The organism is Desulfurispora sp., assembly GCF_052744395.1.
Genome location: NZ_JBRAJI010000001.1, coordinates 24,172 through 43,821, shown reverse-complemented (window position 1 = coordinate 43,821; position 19,650 = coordinate 24,172). Strand labels below are relative to the sequence as shown.

General features: G+C 56.1%; 25 protein-coding genes and 1 tRNA gene. 19 read left to right on the top strand and 7 right to left on the bottom strand.

The window, feature by feature from the left end:
• The first annotated feature begins 19 nt into the window (after positions 1-19).
• Positions 20-454: a ribosomal protein S18-alanine N-acetyltransferase gene (rimI, locus tag ACUVTU_RS00275; protein ID WP_445888042.1), complete on the top strand. Its 435-nt coding sequence runs from the start codon at positions 20-22 to the stop codon at positions 452-454.
• Here the strand turns inward: rimI and ACUVTU_RS00270 are convergent.
• Entirely contained in the window at positions 444-1,310 is an 867-nt protein-coding gene (locus tag ACUVTU_RS00270; RefSeq protein WP_445888041.1) for a polysaccharide deacetylase family protein, read from the bottom strand. The genes rimI and ACUVTU_RS00270 overlap by 11 nt on opposite strands.
• A gap of 304 nt (positions 1,311-1,614) precedes the next feature.
• Positions 1,615-1,689, bottom strand: a tRNA-Arg gene (locus tag ACUVTU_RS00265).
• 143 nt (positions 1,690-1,832) lie between these two features.
• Here ACUVTU_RS00265 and ACUVTU_RS00260 point away from each other — a divergent pair.
• Positions 1,833-3,869, top strand: a complete 2,037-nt coding sequence (locus ACUVTU_RS00260; RefSeq protein ID WP_445887951.1) for a beta-propeller domain-containing protein — start codon at positions 1,833-1,835, stop codon at positions 3,867-3,869.
• A gap of 41 nt (positions 3,870-3,910) precedes the next feature.
• On the opposite strand, the gene ACUVTU_RS00255 is transcribed toward ACUVTU_RS00260, so the two are convergent.
• The 4 genes from ACUVTU_RS00255 to ACUVTU_RS00240 all read right to left on the bottom strand — a co-directional run bounded on the left by ACUVTU_RS00255 (position 3,911) and on the right by ACUVTU_RS00240 (position 6,331).
• Positions 3,911-5,068, bottom strand: coding sequence for an acyl-CoA dehydrogenase (locus ACUVTU_RS00255; RefSeq protein ID WP_445887950.1), 1,158 nt, complete (start codon positions 5,066-5,068; stop codon positions 3,911-3,913).
• 132 nt (positions 5,069-5,200) lie between these two features.
• Positions 5,201-5,485: a carbon storage regulator CsrA gene (gene csrA / locus ACUVTU_RS00250; protein ID WP_445887949.1), complete on the bottom strand. Its 285-nt coding sequence runs from the start codon at positions 5,483-5,485 to the stop codon at positions 5,201-5,203.
• A gap of 3 nt (positions 5,486-5,488) precedes the next feature.
• Positions 5,489-5,884 carry a flagellar assembly protein FliW gene (gene fliW / locus ACUVTU_RS00245; protein ID WP_445887948.1) on the bottom strand — a complete coding sequence of 132 codons (396 nt, stop codon included), beginning with the start codon at positions 5,882-5,884 and terminating at the stop codon, positions 5,489-5,491.
• 81 nt (positions 5,885-5,965) lie between these two features.
• Positions 5,966-6,331 carry a YraN family protein gene (locus tag ACUVTU_RS00240; protein ID WP_445887947.1) on the bottom strand — a complete coding sequence of 122 codons (366 nt, stop codon included), beginning with the start codon at positions 6,329-6,331 and terminating at the stop codon, positions 5,966-5,968.
• Positions 6,332-6,486: 155 nt separating this feature from the next.
• Here ACUVTU_RS00240 and ACUVTU_RS00235 point away from each other — a divergent pair, with 155 nt between their 5' ends.
• The 13 genes from ACUVTU_RS00235 to fliJ all read left to right on the top strand — a co-directional run bounded on the left by ACUVTU_RS00235 (position 6,487) and on the right by fliJ (position 16,140).
• On the top strand, positions 6,487-6,738 hold the full coding sequence (locus tag ACUVTU_RS00235) for a hypothetical protein (protein ID WP_445887946.1): 252 nt from the start codon (positions 6,487-6,489) through the stop codon (positions 6,736-6,738).
• 119 nt (positions 6,739-6,857) lie between these two features.
• Complete coding sequence (fliD, locus tag ACUVTU_RS00230; RefSeq protein WP_445887945.1) at positions 6,858-8,378, top strand: flagellar filament capping protein FliD; 1,521 nt, start codon at positions 6,858-6,860, stop codon at positions 8,376-8,378.
• Positions 8,379-8,380: 2 nt separating this feature from the next.
• Positions 8,381-8,764 (top strand): flagellar export chaperone FliS, encoded by a 384-nt coding sequence (fliS, locus tag ACUVTU_RS00225; RefSeq protein WP_445887944.1) that lies wholly within the window; start codon positions 8,381-8,383, stop codon positions 8,762-8,764.
• Complete coding sequence (locus ACUVTU_RS00220) at positions 8,761-9,105, top strand: hypothetical protein (RefSeq protein WP_445887943.1); 345 nt, start codon at positions 8,761-8,763, stop codon at positions 9,103-9,105. Before fliS ends, ACUVTU_RS00220 begins: the two co-directional genes overlap by 4 nt.
• 26 nt (positions 9,106-9,131) lie before the next feature.
• Positions 9,132-9,530, top strand: a complete 399-nt coding sequence (locus tag ACUVTU_RS00215) for a flagellar protein FlaG (protein WP_445887942.1) — start codon at positions 9,132-9,134, stop codon at positions 9,528-9,530.
• A gap of 245 nt (positions 9,531-9,775) precedes the next feature.
• Positions 9,776-10,183 (top strand): flagellar basal body rod protein FlgB, encoded by a 408-nt coding sequence (gene flgB, locus ACUVTU_RS00210; RefSeq protein WP_445887941.1) that lies wholly within the window; start codon positions 9,776-9,778, stop codon positions 10,181-10,183.
• Between the two features lie 5 nt (positions 10,184-10,188).
• Entirely contained in the window at positions 10,189-10,614 is a 426-nt protein-coding gene (flgC, locus tag ACUVTU_RS00205) for a flagellar basal body rod protein FlgC (RefSeq protein ID WP_445887940.1), read from the top strand.
• A 21-nt stretch (positions 10,615-10,635) separates the two neighbouring features.
• Positions 10,636-10,938, top strand: a complete 303-nt coding sequence (fliE, locus tag ACUVTU_RS00200) for a flagellar hook-basal body complex protein FliE (protein ID WP_445888040.1) — start codon at positions 10,636-10,638, stop codon at positions 10,936-10,938.
• A 17-nt stretch (positions 10,939-10,955) separates the two neighbouring features.
• A complete protein-coding gene (gene fliF, locus ACUVTU_RS00195) occupies positions 10,956-12,503 on the top strand; it encodes a flagellar basal-body MS-ring/collar protein FliF (protein ID WP_445887939.1) in 1,548 nt (515 codons plus the stop codon).
• A gap of 6 nt (positions 12,504-12,509) precedes the next feature.
• Positions 12,510-13,526: a flagellar motor switch protein FliG gene (fliG, locus tag ACUVTU_RS00190; protein ID WP_445887938.1), complete on the top strand. Its 1,017-nt coding sequence runs from the start codon at positions 12,510-12,512 to the stop codon at positions 13,524-13,526.
• A complete protein-coding gene (locus ACUVTU_RS00185; RefSeq protein ID WP_445887937.1) occupies positions 13,510-14,286 on the top strand; it encodes a FliH/SctL family protein in 777 nt (258 codons plus the stop codon). The genes fliG and ACUVTU_RS00185 overlap by 17 nt, the downstream gene beginning before the upstream one ends.
• Positions 14,283-15,629, top strand: coding sequence for a flagellar protein export ATPase FliI (fliI, locus tag ACUVTU_RS00180; RefSeq protein WP_445887936.1), 1,347 nt, complete (start codon positions 14,283-14,285; stop codon positions 15,627-15,629). Before ACUVTU_RS00185 ends, fliI begins: the two co-directional genes overlap by 4 nt.
• 70 nt (positions 15,630-15,699) lie before the next feature.
• Positions 15,700-16,140: a flagellar export protein FliJ gene (gene fliJ, locus ACUVTU_RS00175; RefSeq protein ID WP_445887935.1), complete on the top strand. Its 441-nt coding sequence runs from the start codon at positions 15,700-15,702 to the stop codon at positions 16,138-16,140.
• A 132-nt stretch (positions 16,141-16,272) separates the two neighbouring features.
• Here the strand turns inward: fliJ and ACUVTU_RS00170 are convergent, their stop codons facing one another.
• Positions 16,273-16,497, bottom strand: a complete 225-nt coding sequence (locus ACUVTU_RS00170) for a hypothetical protein (RefSeq protein WP_445887934.1) — start codon at positions 16,495-16,497, stop codon at positions 16,273-16,275.
• Between the two features lie 828 nt (positions 16,498-17,325).
• Here ACUVTU_RS00170 and ACUVTU_RS00165 point away from each other — a divergent pair.
• The 4 genes from ACUVTU_RS00165 to ACUVTU_RS00150 all read left to right on the top strand — a co-directional run bounded on the left by ACUVTU_RS00165 (position 17,326) and on the right by ACUVTU_RS00150 (position 19,624).
• The gene (locus ACUVTU_RS00165; protein ID WP_445887933.1) at positions 17,326-17,904 is read left to right on the top strand and encodes a flagellar hook-length control protein FliK; all 579 of its coding nucleotides are present in this window, start codon (positions 17,326-17,328) and stop codon (positions 17,902-17,904) included.
• Positions 17,905-17,917: 13 nt separating this feature from the next.
• Positions 17,918-18,343 carry a flagellar hook capping FlgD N-terminal domain-containing protein gene (locus ACUVTU_RS00160; protein WP_445887932.1) on the top strand — a complete coding sequence of 142 codons (426 nt, stop codon included), beginning with the start codon at positions 17,918-17,920 and terminating at the stop codon, positions 18,341-18,343.
• Positions 18,324-18,731: a TIGR02530 family flagellar biosynthesis protein gene (locus ACUVTU_RS00155; RefSeq protein ID WP_445887931.1), complete on the top strand. Its 408-nt coding sequence runs from the start codon at positions 18,324-18,326 to the stop codon at positions 18,729-18,731. The genes ACUVTU_RS00160 and ACUVTU_RS00155 overlap by 20 nt, the downstream gene beginning before the upstream one ends.
• Positions 18,732-18,823: 92 nt before the next feature.
• On the top strand, positions 18,824-19,624 hold the full coding sequence (locus ACUVTU_RS00150) for a flagellar hook-basal body complex protein (protein WP_445887930.1): 801 nt from the start codon (positions 18,824-18,826) through the stop codon (positions 19,622-19,624).
• The last annotated feature ends 26 nt before the right edge of the window (positions 19,625-19,650 follow it).

Sequence of the window (19,650 nt, the reverse complement as noted above, 5' to 3'; positions counted from 1 at the left end):
GTCCATCCGGATAGTGCAAATGGAAGTTGGCCACCTGGATCAGGTGCTGGAAATTGAGCGTCAGAGCTTTCCGGTTCCCTGGTCGAGGCAGGCCTTTGAGTTTGAGCTGACTCGCAATGATTTCGCTTATTACCTGGTCCTGCTGGCTGCTGAACGGGTAATTGGCTATGCCGGGATGTGGGTGGTGATTGATGAGGGTCACATCACCAATGTGGCCGTGCATCCGGACTGGCGGGGGCGGGGGCTAGGTCGCAGTTTGCTGGAGGAACTGATCCGGCGGGCCAGGCAAAAAGGGGTGGTACGGATGACCCTGGAAGTGCGCCAGTCCAACCAGGTGGCCCGCCATCTGTACCGGAAGCTGGGCTTTGTGGAAAACGGGCGGCGGCGTAAATATTACAGCGATAACAATGAAGATGCCATCATTATGTGGCTGGAACTGAATTCTAGTTTTTAAGCTTGCTTTTTTCCGGCCAGGCCGGAGGGGTGTTTTCATCGATCACCCGGCAGGTGTAGCCTTTCTGCTTGAGCAGATCTAATATTTTAGGCAGCGCTTCCACCACACTGGACCGGTTGTGCCAGTAAATGGCGGCGCTGCTGTGGGGCTTTTGCGCAGACCGGCGATCGATTTGGGTACCGTCGTGGAGCAGGATGATGGGCGCCAGGTGCATTTTTTCTACCTTTTCCAGCCCGCCGGCCACATTCTGGTATATCTGCGTTGCCGGTACCTCCCGGGGAGAGGCGTCGGCACCGGTGATATTCCAGCCGACGGCCCGGTAACCGCGCTCGGCCAGCAACCGGCGGGTGTCTCCATTGAGCATATTTGTTCCACCCGGAGGACGGAAGACCATACTTGTTACGTTATACTGGTTCTTCAGCAGGGTGCGGCATTTATCCAGGTCGGCCAGCAAATTTTCCGGAGAGCTGTAGATGTACCTGTAATCATGACTATAGGTGTGGTTGAGCAGGGCATGTCCTTCTGATATGATCCGGGATGCTACATCCGGGTTTTTCTCCAGATTGCGGCCAATCACAAAAAAAGTAGCTTTAATATTACATTTTTCCAGGATATCCAGGATTTGCGGGGTAAAGGTGCTGTTGGGACCATCATCGAAGGTCAGGTAGGCAACTTTGTCTTCTGGATTATTGGTTTCGGCGATAGCTGGCCTGTTCTGGTTTTTTTCGGCTGGTTCCGCTGGTGGAGCGGGTGTTTTATCCGGCTCTTTTCCATTTGTCGGGGTGGTGGGTTTGCTTGGATAAGGTGCCGGCACAGGGTTATGATAATTAGTTGTCTGGCTGTTTGACTGTTGCATGTAAATAGGAAGCGGCACAGTTACTTTGGTGCTGCCTGGCCGGAGGCTTTCGCTGGTGATCTGCTGTTCCGGTCTGGTGCAGCCGGACGAGGAGAAAAGCAGCAGGAACATAATGAGTAAAATGATAGTCATTAAAGGGAAATATTTAAATTTTGGCACGGCTAAACCAGACCTTTCGCCCGATTAATTCTATATAATTAGACTGTCAGAAGTCTTCCGGGGTTCGCGAGTGGATGAAATTTTGATTTACTGAAAAACCAAAACCCCGCAAGCCTTGACTTTACTGGCTTTGCGGGGTTTTAAATGGTGCGCCCGGCAGGAATCGAACCTGCGCACCCGGCTCCGGAGGCCGGCGCTCTATCCCCTGAGCTACGGGCGCATCAACTATTGCGCAAGCTGCGTTATCTATTATAGCTGATGCTACAGTAAAATGCAAGGCCCGGAAAAAGCATTTTTCTACCGAACCAATTATCTGATTATATCGTCAATATAGCACAAACAACTGACGGGGGGTAGATGAAAATGCGCAGAAACCGGGGTCTGATCGTGACCAGTTTTTTACTGGTGCTCGGGCTGCTGGCCGGGGGAGCGTGGTACCTGAAAGTATCACCGGCCGATGCCGCCCCGGCCAAACCGCAGCCAGTGAGTAACCTTTATAAGCTGCGTCAGTTATTGCAGCAAGCATCACAAAATGGTAATCCGTACGGTTATGGAATTATGCTGAAAAGTGCGGCCGAACAGGCTCCGGCTGCTGCCGGCGCGGCCGATACCGGCCGGGTGGATTATTCCACCACCAATGTGCAGGTGCAGGGAGTGGATGAGGCCGACGTGGTCAAGACCGACGGCCAGTACCTTTATCAGGTGAGCAACCAGCAGGTGATCATCAGCCAGGTTTACCCGCCGCAGCAGATGAAGCTGGCCAGTACCATCACCTTTGCCGATCAGAATTTTGCGCCGCAGGAACTCTACTTGCGGGCCAACAGGCTGGTGATCATTGGGAGCAGCTGGCGGGAAGTACCTCAGCCTGCGGAACCGGCACCGGTCAAGCCGCAGCAAAACAAGATTTCCATACTGCCTTATCCTGTCTACATCGACAACAGCACAACCAGATTGTATGTCTACGACATCAGCAACCGGTTCAGGCCGCTCCTGGAGCGGGAACTGGAAGTGGAAGGCCGCTACATTTCCTCCCGGCTGGTTGACAGCGCCCTTTATCTGGTCAGCAGCCGCTACGCCGGGTACTATCAAATCCAGCAGCAGGGCGGCAACCCGTCCCTTGCTCCATCTTACCGGGATAGCCGGGAAGGCCGGGGCTATAAAAACATAGGCTATGACCGGATTTACTATTTCCCGGGTGTAATCCCCCGGCCCAGCTACCTGGTGGTGGCCGGGCTGGATCTGGAGCAGCCGGATCAGCAGCTGGACATCAGCAGCTATCTGGGGGCAGGAGAGGTTGTGTACGCTTCCCGGCAAAAGCTCTATGTGGCGGTGACCGAGCCGCAGGTGCAACCTCTGACCGGTGACGGTCGGCAAACGCTGCTGCCTGAATCCCGCCGGGAGACCAAAATATACTCTTTCAAGCTGAACCGGGGGCGCCTGGAGTACACGGCGGCCGGCAGTGTGCCGGGAGATATATTAAACCAATTTTCCATGGATGAATACAACGGATATTTTCGCATTGCCACCACCAGCGGGGAAATCTGGGCCAGAGATGAGCACACCTCCAAAAATAATCTCTACGTATTGGACGAGAAGCTGACGGTTACAGGTAAGTTAGAGGGGCTGGCGCCGGGCGAGCGCATCTACTCCACCCGGTTTGCGGGGGACCGGGCTTACATGGTCACCTTTCGCACCGTGGACCCGCTGTTCGTCATCGATTTGAAAGATCCGCAAAAACCCGCCGTGCTGGGCTACCTGAAAATGCCGGGGTACAGCGATTACCTGCATCCTTATGATGAAAACCACATCATTGGCTTTGGCAAGGAAACATTCGAGCTGCCCGTGAAAGATGGTCAGGGCCGGGATACCGGGGAAACCATGGCCTATTATGCCGGCATGAAAATATCCATCTTTGATGTGACCGACGTAACCAAACCCAAAGAGATGTTCGCACCTGTAATCATCGGTGACCGGGGTACGTACTCGGATTTGCTGTACAACCACCGGGCGCTGCTGTTCAGCAAAGAAAAAAATTTGCTGGCCTTCCCGGTGACCGTTATGGAAAAAAATGCGGTCAGCCAGTCCACCGGTTCCCCGCTGCCCGATCAGCGTCTGGAGTACGGCCGTTTTGCCTTCCAGGGAGTATACGTGTACAATATTGATTTGACACACGGCCTGCAATACAAAGGGCGGATCACCCACCTGACCGCTGAGGATTACCGGCGGGCTGGTGATTACTGGTATGACAGCAGCAGGAATGTGCAGCGGGCTGTCTACATTAACGATACCCTTTATACCATTTCTCCCACCATCCTCCAGGCCCACCGCTTGAGCGATTTGGTCCGGCAGGGCAGTTTGAGTCTGCCGGCAGGTGGTGGGAAAGCAGATTGTGGGAAGTAATCAGCAAAAGCGCCGGCGGCTTTGCGCCGCCGGCGCCCGTTTTAGTCCAGCAAAGTTCTGGCGATCACCAGCCGCTGAATCTGGTTGGTGCCTTCATAAATCTGGGTGATTTTGGCGTCCCGCATCATGCGCTCCAGCGGGTACTCCCGCATGTAGCCATAACCGCCCAGTACCTGTACGGCATCCACGGTGACCTGCATGGCCACATCCGAGGCGAACAGCTTGGCCATGGAGGAGAAACGGCTGATTTCCGCCGGGCTGGCGCCGCCATGTGCCGCCTCCTCGATGAAAAAGGCCGCTTTGTAAACCAGCTGCCGGGCAGCCTCAATCCTGGTGACCATATCGGCCAGCATAAACTGGATGCCCTGGAAAGATGCAATGGGCTTGCCAAATTGGACCCGTTCTTGGGCATAGTTCACTGCATAATCCAGAGCGCCCTGGGCAATGCCCACCGCCTGGGCGCCGATCACCGGGCGGGTGCGGTCCAGCGTCATCATGGCGATTTTAAAGCCGTCGCCCTCTTTGCCCAGCAGGTTGGCCGCCGGAACGGGACAGTTGTCCAGGATTAGTTCCGTGGTTTGCGAACCGCGGATGCCCATTTTCTTTTCTTTTTTACCGGCGGAGAAGCCCGGGTAGTCCTTTTCCACTATGAAGGCGCTTAAACCTTTCAGACCCTTGCCCGGATCGGTGCTGGCGAAGATAGTGTACACATCGGCTATGCCGCCGTTGGTGATAAAACATTTCTGGCCGTTTAAGATGTAAACATCACCCTGGCGCACGGCGCGGGTTTTCACCGATCCGGCATCCGAGCCCGCGTTGGGTTCGGTGAGGCCGAAGGCGCAGATTTGCTCTCCGCTGGCCAGAGCCGGCAGATATTTTCGTTTTTGCTCCTCGGAACCGCCCACCAGTATGGGCATCAGTCCCAGTTCCTGGGCGGCCACGATCAAAGATGCCGAGGCTGAAACCCGGGCGATTTCTTCCACAATCAGACAAACGGCGGGCAATCCTATGCCGGTGCCGCCATACTCTTCCGGTACCCCGGCGCCCAGCAGGCCCTGCTCAGCAAACAGCTCTTTCAGATCCCAGGGGTAGGCGTCCTGTTCATCTATTTCTGCGGCCCGGGGTGCGACACGGTCCTCCGCCATTTTGGCCACGGTTCGGCGCAGCATTTCCAGATCTTCAGAAAGCCGGTAGGACATAACAAAACCTCCTTCATGTAATTACACTTACTAACTAAAAGATAAAACAAAAATATAACTTTGGGAATATGCAATAATCAAATAAATAAAACAATTTGAAATATTAGTCCGGAGTCCGGAGGTTTTTGTCTGCTAATCGGTTTCTGGCGGGTGCCGCTTGTCGCTGGCCCCCGGAATGTCCGGGCGGGAGGCGTGGCGGTTGAGCATGTCCAGCAATTGCCGGGCACTGTCATCCCGGCCGGCGGCCTGCCTGTTTTCCCGGCTGACGGCATCCCGCACTTCCGCCCGCACAATATCTATCTGACGCGGAGCGGTGATGCCCAGTTTAACCGTGTCGCCGCTGATCTCCACCACGGTCAGCTGAATATCGGCACCGATATAAATGGTCTGGTTTTTCTTGCGGGAGAGCACCAGCACGTCTCATACCTCCCCGCGGGTGATCAGTTGCTGGAGCGGAGTGCGCAGTGAATAGCGGGTTTCTTCCAGTATAACCTGCTCTCCTAGCTGGCGGCGGATGTTGATTACCACCGGAGCCTGCATATTGACTGTAGCGCTGGCCAGCCCATTCCGGGGATTGATAATGTTGAAGACGGCCACATCGGACATATCGGCAATTTGTAGGCGTTCCCGGACTGTTTCGGGTAAATCGAATTCATAGCTCCTGGTAAAGCCAAAAGGGTTGAGCAGTAGAAAACTCACCCGGGGCTGGGCGCGGCATTGCAGGTTGTAAAAGGGGCTTTCAGGCTGTGTCTGGTACAGGTAATACTCCTGCCATTCCTCAAAGCCGGGCAGTCCTCGCGGGAAAAATACCAGCATGTTTTTCTCTCCTGTCGTTTGCATTTGGTCGAAAACCGGAACCAGCCAATTGGTATATGGGACTACGGAAAAATTTATACATTAGCAAAAGGCATTGACAATATGCTGCAGGCGGGCCGGCCGGTGATCCGGGGTAAGCCAGACGGCTACCACATCGAAGCGCAGCTGGTAGTGCCGGTATGCCGGCAGGGAGGATAAATGGGCGGCCAGGCGGCGCAGTTTCTCCTGCTTGAAGTAATGCACGCTCTCCTGGGGAAGCCCGTGCCGGTTGCTATGGCGGGTTTTTACTTCCACCAGCACCAGGCAGTTTCCGTCCAGGGCCAGAATGTCCACTTCTCCCAGCCGGCAGCGGTAGTTGAGCTGCAGTATTTTATAGCCGCGGGCCGCCAGGTAGCGGGCGGCCGCCTGCTCACCAATTTTGCCGGCAGCTAGGCGCTCTCGGGTCATGTTCTTCCCCTTTCGGGTTTTTTACAAATATTCTGCCACCGGAGGCATATTCCTGCTCCGGTTGTCAGGTTGAATTTATGGAGCAATTTTCTGGACCACGCTTGCTACGGGTTTGGCCGGGTTGTAAAATAATATTAAAAAGCGGAGGGTGGGCTATGAAGATAAGCTCGGGTGGTTTGCAATCGGCCGTGCTGCACGATACCATTACTTCCCCCCGTACCGACCACAATGCTGCCCGCATTATTCCGGGCGACCTGGCTGAGGTGGAGAAGAAAGAAAAAAAGTCCCCTCACTTGAGCAAGCCGGTTCTGGCCGGAGAAAAAAGCGCTGCCGGACAGGGATACCACCCCGGACAGCCCGGCAGGGCAACTATACCCCGACGCCGCAGTGTGGATACCTACGCCTGAGGCGTTTTTTATTTGAGCGAACCGGGCGGCGGAGTAAAGTTCCCGGGTTGCCGGGCCGAAATCATAAATAGAGGCGTGTCTAATAGGGGCGATTTTGATCCGGAAGGAAGGTAATTGCCATGTCCAGCACATTGCGCATTGGCGGTCTGGCTACGGGCCTTGATGTTGATAACATTGTCAAAGAAACCATGCAGGCCAGGCGAATACCGCAGGATAAGCTGAAACAGCAAAAACAGCTCCTGGAATGGCAGAGGGAGGACTACCGGGCTATTAACAGCGCTTTGCGCACTTTTCGGGACAAGGTTTTCAATATCAAGCTGCAGAGCTCTTTCCTGGCCCGCCGGGCCGCCAGTTCTGATGAAAACGTGCTCACGGCCAGCGCCGGTGCTGCTGCTGCGCCGGGTGTGTACAGTGTGACAATTAACCAACTGGCTGCGGGTGTGACAGTGGGCAGTCAGGTGGTGTTGGCTGATGAGGATAATGGGAGTGGTGGTACCAAGACGCTGGCCGAGCAGTTTGGCCTTTCGGGTACAGTGGATTTTACTCTGGAAGGCGCGAAGGGAAGCAAGAGTTTCTCTTTTGATGCGGCCAGCGCCAGTATCTACAGTGTGGTCAGTGCTATCAATTCCGCCGGCCTAGGGATCAGTGCCGGCTATGATGCGGTAAACAACCGGTTTTACCTGACTACTACCTCTACAGGAGAAAGTGCTTACATCAAGGTGACTGAGGACAGCAGCAGTTTTCTTTCTGATAGCGGAGGTGCCGGAGCCAACACCCTGGGGCTGAAATTGTCAACTGGCCTGGCCAAAACCGGCCAGGACGCAGTGGTGGATTTCGGTGATACTACTGGACTGAAGTTTGCCAGCAATACTTTTACAATTAACGGTATTACAGTTAATGCAAAAAAAATCGGAGCGGTAAACATTAACGTGACTGCCGATACCGATATGGTGATCGCTTCCCTTAAGGACTTTGTCAGTGCCTACAATGATACACTGGCCAAAGTTAATGCCAAGCTGTCCGAGACCCGTTACAAGGATTACCAGCCCCTGACCGAAGAACAGAAAAAAGAAATGTCGGATGAGGAAATAAAAAAATGGGAGGAAAGGGCCCGGAGTGGCCTTTTGCGCAATGATCCCCTGCTGCGCAGTATTCTGGGTAATATGCGCACGGCCCTGTCTTCCACCGTGAGCAATACCGGAAGCAAATACAACACCCTGGCATCTGCCGGCATTACTACCGGTTCTTATGCGGAAGGGGGCAAGCTCTATCTTGATGAAACCAAACTGCGGGCGGCCCTGCAGGTGGACCCGGAAGGGGTGATGAAGCTTTTTGCCAACTCTTCCGAGGTGGCCGGGGAAAAAGGGCTGGCCGTGCGCCTGTACGATGAGGTGAACAGTGCGATCAATCAACTGGGCGGCAAGGCGGGGTATGATTCCACCACCAGCCTTTATGATAACAGTGAAATTGCCCGCAGAGTTAAGGACCTGGATCAGCGCATCCAGCAATATGACGAGCGCCTGCAGAAGGAAGAAGACCGGCTGTGGAAACAGTTCACCGCTCTGGAAAAAGCCGTGGCGCAGATGAACTCCCAAAGCGCCTGGTTGTCCCAGCAGTTCGGGGGAGGAGGTAGTAAGTAACCATGTCTTTACCCAATCCTTACCAGCAATACCGTCAGAATGCCATCAGCAGTGCGGCACCGGGTGAGTTGACCCTGATGCTGTATAACGGGGCGATCAAATTTCTCTACCAGGCCCGGGAGGCCCTGGAAACAAGAAATGTGTCCGGCGCCCACGAAGCGCTGGTGCGGGCTCAGGAAATTGTTCAGTATTTACATGACACACTGGATATGCAGTATGAAATATCCGGCAATCTGGCAGCCCTGTATGATTTTATGCTGCGCCGGCTCTGTCAGGCCAATATTAAAAAAGAGACCAGTCCGGTGGAGGAAGTCCTGCCTCTGCTGGAAGACCTGCGCGATACCTGGGGCAGGGCGTTACAGGCCGTAAAGGGCAAGGCAACATGAGTTACCGGGCTTTGCTGCAGGATGTACTTGATTTGACTGAACAGGCGCTGCGGTTGCTGGAACGGGATGAAATCGACTCGATAGCCGCTGTTCTGGAAAAAAGGCAGGCGGCTATCGACCGGCTGGCCGGTCTGGATGTCAGACCGGGTGGTTTGCTGGAACGGGAGCAACTGGCCGGGGCCATTCTGGAGGTCGATCGCCGGCTGGTGCAGCAGGCCGAGCAAAAGCTGCTGGTCCTGCGTCAGCAGTGGCAATCCTGCCGGCAAATGCGCCGGGCCCTGGATACTTACCGGCAACCGTCGCTGCAGCCCAGGGGGATGTTTGTAGAAGAAAAACAATAGGGAAAAAGCAAGGAGGTAGACCGGCAATGCGGGTGGAAGGTTGGCGTGCTGTGGATGGCGCGGTGGCCGGAGTAGAAAAAGTGTGGCCCGGGAGAAACGGCGGTAGCAGGAGCAGTTCGGAACAGATAGCGGGGGAAAATACTGGACAGACGGACGAGAAAAATAAAGACAGCCGGGTCGGGAGCCAGGTAACTGTGCTCACTTCTCAGCAGGTACAGACAGCCGTGGATAAGCTGAACAGTACTATGGAAACTTATGGTACCGAATTGCGTTTTGAGTATCATGAAAAAAGCGGCGAATATATGGTAAAAGTGATTAATGAGAAGGACAAGAGCGTGATCCGGGAAATACCTCCGCACCAGGTCTTGGAAATGGTGGCTTATTTTAAGGAAATGCTGGGTATTATTGTGGATAAATTTATTTGATTTTGTGTAAACATTACTATGCACGGTTTTAAAATTGAATTATTTTTGGGGCAAAGTTAAATGCTGAAAGTCCTGTCCGGGTAGCAAGGGCAGGACTTTTGTCTTTATTTTCCAGCGAAAAACAGTATTTAATGGAAATATTTCGGGAAGGAAAAAACACTTTTTTGTTGAATTAAGCAACTTACACTATAATGCAGCCCGAATTTTTCCGAGAATATGTGAAATTAATCCAGGGAGGGATTCCCTTGGCTTTATTTGATGCCCCTGTCCTGCAGGTGCTGGCCAAGCAGCTGGATGCTGCCGCCCTGACCCAGCGCGTTATCGCCCACAATATCGCCAATGCTGTCACTCCCGGCTATCAGCGGCGGGAAGTGGTTTTTACCGATTTGTTGCGCCGGGCGCTGGATGTGGATGAAGGAACGCTTTCCCTGCGTACGGATCACCCCCGGCATCTGGGTGGGCGTCAGGCCCTGGCCGAGCTGGCGCCGCAGGTGGTGGAACAGAGCGGCACTTTGCTGCAGCCCAACCGGAACAATGTGGACATCGAGCAGGAGATGGTGCGCCTGGCCACCAACACCCTGCTCTATGATGCCAGCATCCGCGCCCTGGGGGATCGCCTGAACACCCTCAGCTATACCATTAAAGGGAGGTAAGTGCATTGTCCTTGTTTGAGAATCTGGCCATCAGTGCTTCCGGGATGACGGCCGGACGCCTGTGGCTGGATTTGATCAGCAACAACATTGCCAACTTGAACACGGCTGGCCGGCCGGGCGATCCGGGGCGGCCGGCCTATCGAAGGCTGATGCCGGTTTTTGCCGAGGAGTTGCGCCGGGCCAGGCAGGGAGGGGAAAACCTGCGCGGGGTGGCTGTGAGCCGGGTACGGCCGGATCCCTCTCCTCCCCGCCTGGTTTACGAGCCCGGGCATCCACTGGCCGACGCCCGGGGGTATGTGGAATACCCTAATATTAATATCGCCAATGAAATGACCGATCTTTTGGTGGCGGCCAGATTTTATGAGGCCAATGCCACGGTTTTCAATGCGGCCAAGGGCATGGCGGTAAAAGCGCTGGAACTGGGCCGCTGATGGGCGGGAGGGAACGGTTTGATGCAAATCATGCCTGTACCCCAGTTGTTGCCGGGAGCGGTGCCGGACGCCCCGGCCAGCTCCGGTAACCGGGAAACGATGGAGAAGGGGTTTGCCGGCTGGTTGGTGGAAGCTCTGGAAAAGGTTAACCAGGCGCAACAGGTGGCTGACCGGACTGCGCTGCAATTTCTAACCGGTCAGGTGCAGGATGTGCACCAGGTAACTATAACCATGGAACAGGCCAAATTGATGCTGCAGCTGGCCGTGGAAGTGCGCAATAAGCTGGTAGAATCGTACCAGGAAATATCACGTATGCCTGTATAGCAGCGGGAAGTGGTTGAGTGAATGTAAAAGAAATAAGAGACCGGCTCGGGCAGCGCTGGCAGAATATGTCCCGCTGGCAGCAGGTTGCCGTGCCGGTGATTGTGGTGGCTTTGCTGGCTCTGCTGGTCTGGGCCGGGCAATTGCTCTGGGGTGTAAAGTATGCGCCGCTGTTTGCGGATCTGGATCCGGTGGATGCTGGCCGGATTGTAGCGGAACTGGAGAAAGAAAAAGTAACATACCGGTTGACCAATCAGGGACGCAATATTGAGGTGCCGGCCGATCAGGTTTACAGCACCCGGATCAAACTGGCCAGCAATGGTGTTCTGCTCAATGGGGCGGGTTTTGAGCTTTTCGACCAGCAAAAATTTGGCGTGACCGATTATGAACAGCAGGTAGCCTACCAGCGAGCCCTGCAGGAAGAATTAAGAAGAACTATTGTTCAACTGGAAGAAGTGGAACAGGCGCGGGTGCATCTGGTTTTGCCGCGCAAAAGCCTGTTTCTGGACGACCAGGCGCCCCCTTCGGCTTCCGTGGTGCTCAAACTTAAACCCGGGGCCCGCCTGGAACCGGCCCAGGTCAAAGGATTGGTCGATCTGATTGCCGGCAGCGTCCAGGATTTGAAGCCGGAAAACGTACATATTATCGATCTGGCCGGCAATTCTCTCACGGATGCTCTGAATCTAGGTAATGACGCAGCGGCGCTTTCCGGCCTGGCCCTGCAGCATTACGAGGTGCAGCGGGAATACGAAAAAGCGCTGGAGAGCCGGGTAGCGCAGCTGCTTGGCCGGATCCTGGGTCCCGGCCAGGCGGTGGCCATGGTCAGTGCCGAGCTGGATTTCAGCCAGCAGCAGACCACCAGTGTCAATTACGGTGCCGGCCAGTTGCTCAGCAGGCAGGAGGTCAGCGAGACCAGTAGTGGAGGCAGCGGAACGGGTGGTGTCCCGGGAGCGGAGAGCAACCTGCCGGGCAGCAGCATCCCCGCGCAGAGCGGGGAAAACAGCAGCAGTTACAGCAAACAGCAGGTAACCACCAACTACCAGGTCCCTTCCCAGCAGCAGACTGTGATCAAACCACCGGGGACACTGAAAAAGCTTTCGGTTTCCGTGGTGCTGAACGGCAATTATCCGCAAAACCGGATCGATGAGATCCGCAAACTGGTGGCTACCGCGGTGGGTTATGATGAAACACGCGGGGATAGCATCGCGGTTTCGGGAATGGCTTTTGATGACAGCCTGCAGAAAGAATTTGCCGCCGCAGAACCGGTTTCCGGCCGGGGGACGCTTTATGTGCCGCCTCAGTGGCTTTATCTGGCCGGAGGTTTGCTGCTGGCCAGCCTGCTGGTAGGGCTGCTGCTCTGGCGGCGTCGCCGGCGCTATCAGGTCTGGCTGCGGGAGCAGGAAGAGCTACGCCGGGCGGTCGAACAGGCGGGTCAGAAGGAAGAAGGGCCTTCTTCCTTCTTAAAACCGGAGGAAAAAGAGCGTACTGTGCAGGATGAGTTGAAAGAATTTGCCCGCGAGCACCCGCAGGAAGTGGCGGATATTCTGAAGTTGTGGCTGAAGGAGTGAGCAAGTATGCCCGAGCTTTCGCCCGGCAACTTGAACGGCTGGCAGAAGGCGGCCATTGTGCTGATTGCTCTGGGTTCGGAAATATCCGCGCGGGTATTGAAGAAGAATTTTTCCGATGAAGAAGTAGAGCGCTTGACTCAGGAGATCTCTCTGTTGGAAAATGTTCCTAAAGAAGTGCAGCGTATTGTGCTGGAAGAATTTGCTCAAATCAGCCGGGCCCGGGAGTACCTGATACAGGGCGGTCTGGATTATGCCCGGGATATGCTGGAAAAAGCGGTGGGTCCCCAGAAAGCGGCGGAAATTCTGGAGAAGGTATCCGTGAGCATCCAGAAAGTTCCCTTTGCCAACCTGCGCCGTACCGAACCCCGGCACCTGTTCAACTTCATCAAGGACGAGCATCCGCAGACCATTGCGCTGGTGCTCAATTATCTGCATCCCGAGCAGTCGGCCATGTTGCTGGCGGCATTGCCCTCCGAGGTACAGGCCGATGTAGCCAGGCGGGTGGCCATTATTGATCGCGTTTCCCCCGAAGTGATCAAAGAAGTGGAAAACATTTTGGAACGCAAAATGTCGGTGATTGTGCCCCAGGACAAATCCAGCGGCGGCATCAAGTCGCTGGTGAACATTCTAAATCGCGTAGACCGGGCTACGGAAAAGACCATTCTGGAAGAGCTGGAGGGCAGCGACCCCGAACTGGCCGACGAGATTCGCAAGCTAATGTTTGTTTTCGAGGATATTGTCAAGCTGCATGACGTGGCCATTCAGCGGGTGCTGCGCGAGGTAGATCAAAAAGACCTGGCCAAGGCCATGCGCGGTTCCACAGAAGAGGTGAACAATCGCATCTTTAAGAACATGTCCAAGCGGGCGGCCGACATGCTGCGGGAAGAAATTACCTTTATGGGACCGGTGCGCCTGCGCGATGTTGAAGAAGCCCAGCAACGCATTGTGCAGATAATCCGCCGTCTGGATGAGGCCGGTGAAATCTTTATCGCCCGGGGGGGAGAAGATGCCCTTATCCTGTAAAATTATTCGCACCGCTTATGTGGTGGAAGAAGAGAGGGCCAGTATTCAGCCGGTGCACATGTTTATAGCCCGGGACGGTCAGGCGGAGCTTTCTCAGCCGGAGAACGATGCGTCAAAAAAACAGGAAGAAGAAAGCCAGCAGCTTTTGCGCCAGGCTGCGGAAGAGCTCCAGCGGGCTCGCGAGGAGGCCGACAGGATTATTGCCGCCGCCCGGCAGGAAGCGGAAAGCTTGTTAGAACAGGCCCGCCAGCAGGCTGCCGCAGAAGCATTGGAGGAAAAAGAAAAAGCGCGCCAGCAGGGGCGGCAGGAAATTCTGAGCAAGGCCATGGCTGACGCTACGGCCATTCGCGAGCAGGCCCGCCAGGTGCTGCGGCAGGCCGAGGAGCTCTACCGCCAGCGCCTGGATGCGCTGGCCGGCGATGTGATCGATCTGGCCCGGCAAATAGCGGAAAAGCTGGTGCACCGGCAGCTGGAGCTGGATCCGGAAACCGTGTTATCCACAGCTGGGGCGGCTATTGAGCTGTTGCGCCAGCAGGAGCAGCTGGTGCTCTATGTGCCACCCCAGGAAATGGCTCTGTACAGCCGGAATTTGGAACAGCTGCAGCGGCTTTTGCCTCCCGGCAGCCGCCTGGGTCTGCTGGCCGATAGCTCGCTCTCTCCGGGCGAATGCGTTCTGGAGTCGCCGCACGGGCGGGTGGATGCCAGCTGGGCGGCACGCTGGCAGGCGGTAAAAGAAATCCTGGAAGGTAATGAAGCATGAAACCGTGGCGCGATGGGCGAGGTATTAATGAGCTGGACCTGCGCCGTTTGCAGCAGCGGGTGGCCCAAGCCACCATTTTGCGGGCCCAGGGACAGGTTACCCGGGTGATTGGCCTGACTGTGCAGGTGAAAGGGATGAGTGCCCGGGTGGGGGAGATTTGCCGCATTATGGTGCCCGGAGAATCCGAGCCGGTGATGGCCGAGGTGGTGGGCTTCGGGGAGGACTACACCATCCTGATGCCCCTGGGCGAACTGCGGGGTATTGCACCGGGCTGCCGGGTGGTGCCGCTGGGCAGGACCTTGCAGGTAGCGGTTGGCTTGCCCCTCCTGGGCCGGGTGCTGGATGGCCTGGGGCGTCCCCTGGACTGGCAGGAACATTTTCCCTGGCAGGGACTGGATACGGTCTCCGTGGATGCACCGCCCCCCAACCCCCTGGCCCGCAAGCGCATTCAGGAGGTACTGGTAACCGGTGTAAAAGCCATTGATGCCCTGCTCACCTGCGGGCGCGGGCAGCGGGTGGGAATATTTGCCGGTAGCGGCGTGGGCAAAAGTACCCTGCTGGGCATGCTGGCCCGGCAGGCTCAGGCTGATGTTAATGTGATTGCTTTGATTGGCGAGCGGGGTCGCGAGGTGCGCGAGTTTCTGGAGCGCGATCTGGGGGAGCAGGGCCTGTCCCGTTCGGTGGTGGTAGTGGCTACTTCGGATCAACCGGCTTTGATCCGCTTAAAAGGTGCCTTTGTGGCCAGTGCCATAGCCGAATATTTCCGGGATCTGGGCAAGGACGTGTTGCTGATGATGGACTCGGTAACCCGTTTTGCCATGGCCCAGCGGGAAGTGGGTCTGGCCGTAGGTGAACCGCCGGCCACCCGGGGCTACACTCCATCGGTCTTTGCCCTGCTGCCCCGTTTGCTGGAGCGTTCCGGTTGCGGCATCAGCGGTACCATAACCGCCTTTTACACCGTGCTGGTGGATGGCGATGACATGAACGAACCGGTGGCCGATGCCGTGCGCGGTATTCTGGACGGGCACATTGTCCTCTCCCGCCAGCTGGCGGCGCGCAACCACTATCCGGCTATTGATGTTCTTAGCAGCATCAGCCGGGTGATGCCGGAGATTGTGACTTCCGAGCATCTGCTGCAGGCCAGCCGGTTGCGCGACCTGCTGGCCACTTACCAGAAGGCGGAGGATTTGATCAGTATTGGAGCCTATGTAGCCGGCACCAACCCCCAGATTGACCTGGCAGTACAGCGCCATTCCCAGATAGTAAATTTCCTGCAGCAGCACATGCATGAAGCGGTGGACTGGGAGGAGACCCTGCAACTACTGGCCGGGCTGGCCGGCTAGGATATGAAAAAAGGCTGCTTATGTTTATACCCTGGAATAAAGATCTGGTAAATGCAGGGAGGCGGTCAGTTTGCCGAAATTTGTTTTTCCTCTCCAGAGCGCTCTGGATTGGCGCAGTCATTTGGAGGAACAGGCCCTGGCTGAGCAGGTTCTGGCCCGCCGTCACTGGCAGCAGATACGGCAAAGGCTGCAGGCTCTGGAGGGGGCGCTGGCTGCCGCCCGGCAAACGCCTCTGCCGCTGACAGGAGCGGATGTGCAAAACCGGGCGGTTTACCTGGAACATTTGCACAAGCAGGTGCTGGCCTGTTGCCAGGCGCTGCGGGAAGCCGAACAGCAGCTGGCGGAAAAAACGCAGCGGTATCTGGAATGCCGCCGTAACCGAGAGGTGCTGGAGAAGTTAAAAGAAAAACAGTACCAGCATTTCTGTTATAGCCTGCAGGTGCACGAGCAAAAAAAGCTGGATGACCTGTCCGGTGTTCGTCACTGGCATAAGACCAGGACAGGTGTTTAGTTAAAGCAATCCGCCTCCACTTCTGGAGAAATATAAGCATCTTCAGGAGTGGTAACGGGTTGGCTATATCAGCAACCATTCCATCATGGAAAGGAGGTGAAACAGATCGTGCGTTTGGAAAATTTGAGCTTATTACTGGTGGGTGGAGAGGTGCAGCAACTGCCGGGAGCAAAACAAGCGCCGGGTGATTTTGCCGGGATGATGCAGGCCCTCCTGGCCGGTATGGTGATGCCGGTTGGGGTGGGAAACGGGGTAGCGTGCCCTGTGCCGCAGAGCGACGGGCAGGAGCTGTTGCCGGATACCGCAACCGGTGTTTGGGGAATACCGGCCCGGATCAACCGGGAGATCGTTGGTCAATTGACTGGGCCTCAATCCTCTGCTCAGGAATATGGCGGAGTGTTTACCCTGCCAACTGTGCCGGCCGGGTCAGGCTGGATAACCGGTAATCCGTTGCAGGTTCCCGGTAGTGGGGTGTTGTCGGGTGCAGGATGTGGCAGTGGAAATGAATTTATCCCTGCTGATATTAACATTAACGGTTCGCCTGTTGTGCATCTGGTTAAGCCGGGAGATGTCGAAAGCAATGTTATAGTTCCCTCTATTCCCGGCAGCGGGTTTATGTCTGAAGCAATCGCTTACGGAACTGTTGAAGAGGGCCAGCCGGCAGATTCGGCGGTAAATCCCCTGTCAGGCAGTGTTGAGTCATCCGGGTCACCGGCACAAGCCAGCATAAAGGCGGAAGTGCGGATTCCTTCCGGACGGGTAACTGATCCCGGGTCGACAGCTGCACATCCGGTTGTCGCTCAGCAGTTTGCCGGTACAAATCAACCCGGTGATTACCATGCGCCGGGCGGTGTTTTACCGGTATATGACCGCTTAGTAATTGCATCAAACGGTTCACCCGAGGCAGTAAGGGTCGAGTATAATCTTCCCGGTTTACGGGAGACGCGCCCGGTTAACCTGCCAGTAGCGGCCCCCGGTGGCGTGGAGATTGCTGGTGATAAATTGCCTGCGCCGCGTAACGTTTCTGAAACCACAACATTTGATACGGTCGGGCAAACAAAAGTGAGGCCGGTCCACCCGGCAAGCTCTGTGTTATTGGCCGGGCCGGACCGAACTGAGGCAGGCGCTGGGCAGGGGTCTGGCATCCGGCCAGTGGACCCCCCTCTTTCTTCTGAGCCGGCAGCAGTGACGGAACAAGGTTTTCCGGAGCTAAAAGGGCGTACGGCGGTGGGCGCGGCTGATGACCAGATTTCCGCTCAGCAATTTACCGGGCTGCAACGATTGGGAAACGCGCATCATAATCCGCCCGTACCCATCCGTTTGGTCAATATCAACGAGCTGGTACCCTTGCTGCAAAGCCAGCTGCCGGTTTGGGCTGCCCGGGCCACGGCGGGTCGGGGCGTGACTGCGCAGATCAAGCTGCACCCGGCAGGTTTGGGCGAACTGCAGGTGGAAGTGCAGCTATCCGGTCAACAGACCAGTGTGCATTTTGTGGCTTCCAGTGCGGAAGTTAAAGATATGTTGCAGGCAGCCCTGCCCCAGTTGAGGGAGGCGTTGCAGCAGCATAATTTGCAGTTGACCGGGGCCAGCGTAACTCTGGCGGATGGACAGTCCGGCCTGGCGCATCAATTTGCTGGGCATTACGGGGCCGGAGGCGGTCAAAGGCAGCCCGGGAGTCAACTTGCTGCACCGGTGAACAGGGAAGAGCAGCAGGAAGAAAAAAGACAGCAGGCCCTGCGGTCCGGCCTGGACCGGCTGGTATAAGGAGGGTCATAAAATGCAGGTCAACGCAACCGATTTCAGTTTGCCGGAAAAGACCACCCGGGTTCCCAAAAAAGAGCTGGGACAGCAAGACTTTCTACAACTCCTGATGACCCAGCTGCGCAATCAGGACCCCCTGGAACCCCAGAGCAACGAGCAGTTCATCGCCCAGATGGCCCAGTTTTCCACTCTGAAACTGCTGAATTCCCTGGATGTGAGCACCCAGCTGTTGCGGGCCACCCAGCTCATCGGCCATCCTGTGCTGATCAAAGACAGCGAAAAACAGGAGAATGTGTCGGGTATGGTGGAAAAGGTGACCCTGACCGACGGGCAGGTAAATGTTTATGTGCAGGGAAAGGCCTATCCCCTGAAAAATTTGCTGGAAATTACGCCGGCATCTTCCGGACAGGAGGTGGGGGAAAGTGGACAGGTTGGCGGTTAAGCCGCTTTATCTACCGCCGGTCGCTTTGCCGGGGCAGCCCTCTCCCGCCGCCGGACGAGGGGCCGGTGCCGGTGCTCCCTCCGGCAACCCCTCTTTTGCCCGGGTGCTGGAGGCGCAGCTTGTTCAGAACCAACCGGTGAAGATATCCGCCCATGCGGCGCGGCGCATGGCCGAGCGCCAGATTGTGCTGGCCGGAGAACATCTGGCCGGGGTGGCCGCAGCCATGGACAGGGCGGCGGCCCGGGGAGCGCGCTCCTCGCTGCTGATCATGGGCGATGTGGCGCTGGTGGCCAGTATTGTCAACCGGACGGTGGTCACAGCAGTGCCCAGAGAGGAATTAAAAGAGCATATTTTCACCAACATTGACAGTGCTGTTTTTGTTGACTGAGCAAAATTAATTTCCAGCCGGTCCGCAAGGAGGCTGGTATCCGGTGGAACGACAGAAGCCGGATTGTTAAAGCCTAAAAGGAGTGGGCGCAGATGATCAGATCGCTTTATGCCGGTGTTTCCGGTATGCGCAACCACCAGGTGCGCATGGATGTGATTGGCAACAATATTGCCAACGTGAACGCTTTTGGATTTAAAGGTGCCAGAGCCACTTTTCAGGACACCCTCAGCCAGACGCTGAAAGGAGCCGGTGGAGGTCGCAATGCTATCCAGGTGGGTACAGGCATGAGCCTGGCAACCGTGGGCATCAACATGGAGCAGGGTCCACTGCAGATGACCGGCCGCAATCTGGATGTGGCCATCAACGGGGAAGGATTCTTCATGGTGCAGGCCAGCGTGGACGGCGCGCCATCCGGTACGGTGTACTATACCCGGGACGGCAACTTTTATTTGAACGATCAGGGTTACCTGGTTACGGCCGACGGATATTTTGTGGTCAGTGGAGACGGTGAAGCCATTCAGGTGCGCCTGCCCGACAACCCGGCCATTACATCATTAAACATTGAGCAAAATGGTCGAGTAGTGGTGAACGGCGAGGAAAGAGGAAATATCCGGCTGGCCACCTTTAGCAATCCCGAGGGCCTGGAGCGAGTGGGCAAAAACCTTTTCCGGGCTACAGCTGCTTCCGGAGAAGGTGGTGGAGTGGAAAACCCGCGCACACCGGGTGAGGAAGGTGTGGGTACGCTGGAAGCCGGGTACCTGGAAATGTCCAACACCGACTTGAGCGACGAGTTCACCACCATGATCACCACCCAGCGCGGTTACCAGGCCAATGCCCGCATTATCACGGTTTCCGATACATTGCTGGAGGAATTGATTAATTTGAAACGGTAGGGTACTAAAGATTACGCCGGGCGGCA

Coding starts and splice junctions, on each gene's coding strand:
- rimI (WP_445888042.1), top strand. CDS start 20: ATGGAAGTTGGCCACCTGGATCAGGTGCTGGAAATTGAGCGTCAGAGC.
- ACUVTU_RS00270 (WP_445888041.1), bottom strand. CDS start 1,310: ATGCAACAGTCAAACAGCCAGACAACTAATTATCATAACCCTGTGCCG.
- ACUVTU_RS00260 (WP_445887951.1), top strand. CDS start 1,833: ATGCGCAGAAACCGGGGTCTGATCGTGACCAGTTTTTTACTGGTGCTC.
- ACUVTU_RS00255 (WP_445887950.1), bottom strand. CDS start 5,068: ATGTCCTACCGGCTTTCTGAAGATCTGGAAATGCTGCGCCGAACCGTG.
- fliW (WP_445887948.1), bottom strand. CDS start 5,884: ATGCTGGTATTTTTCCCGCGAGGACTGCCCGGCTTTGAGGAATGGCAG.
- ACUVTU_RS00240 (WP_445887947.1), bottom strand. CDS start 6,331: ATGACCCGAGAGCGCCTAGCTGCCGGCAAAATTGGTGAGCAGGCGGCC.
- ACUVTU_RS00235 (WP_445887946.1), top strand. CDS start 6,487: ATGAAGATAAGCTCGGGTGGTTTGCAATCGGCCGTGCTGCACGATACC.
- fliD (WP_445887945.1), top strand. CDS start 6,858: ATGTCCAGCACATTGCGCATTGGCGGTCTGGCTACGGGCCTTGATGTT.
- fliS (WP_445887944.1), top strand. CDS start 8,381: ATGTCTTTACCCAATCCTTACCAGCAATACCGTCAGAATGCCATCAGC.
- ACUVTU_RS00220 (WP_445887943.1), top strand. CDS start 8,761: ATGAGTTACCGGGCTTTGCTGCAGGATGTACTTGATTTGACTGAACAG.
- ACUVTU_RS00215 (WP_445887942.1), top strand. CDS start 9,132: ATGCGGGTGGAAGGTTGGCGTGCTGTGGATGGCGCGGTGGCCGGAGTA.
- fliE (WP_445888040.1), top strand. CDS start 10,636: ATGCAAATCATGCCTGTACCCCAGTTGTTGCCGGGAGCGGTGCCGGAC.
- fliG (WP_445887938.1), top strand. CDS start 12,510: ATGCCCGAGCTTTCGCCCGGCAACTTGAACGGCTGGCAGAAGGCGGCC.
- ACUVTU_RS00185 (WP_445887937.1), top strand. CDS start 13,510: ATGCCCTTATCCTGTAAAATTATTCGCACCGCTTATGTGGTGGAAGAA.
- fliI (WP_445887936.1), top strand. CDS start 14,283: ATGAAACCGTGGCGCGATGGGCGAGGTATTAATGAGCTGGACCTGCGC.
- ACUVTU_RS00160 (WP_445887932.1), top strand. CDS start 17,918: ATGCAGGTCAACGCAACCGATTTCAGTTTGCCGGAAAAGACCACCCGG.
- ACUVTU_RS00150 (WP_445887930.1), top strand. CDS start 18,824: ATGATCAGATCGCTTTATGCCGGTGTTTCCGGTATGCGCAACCACCAG.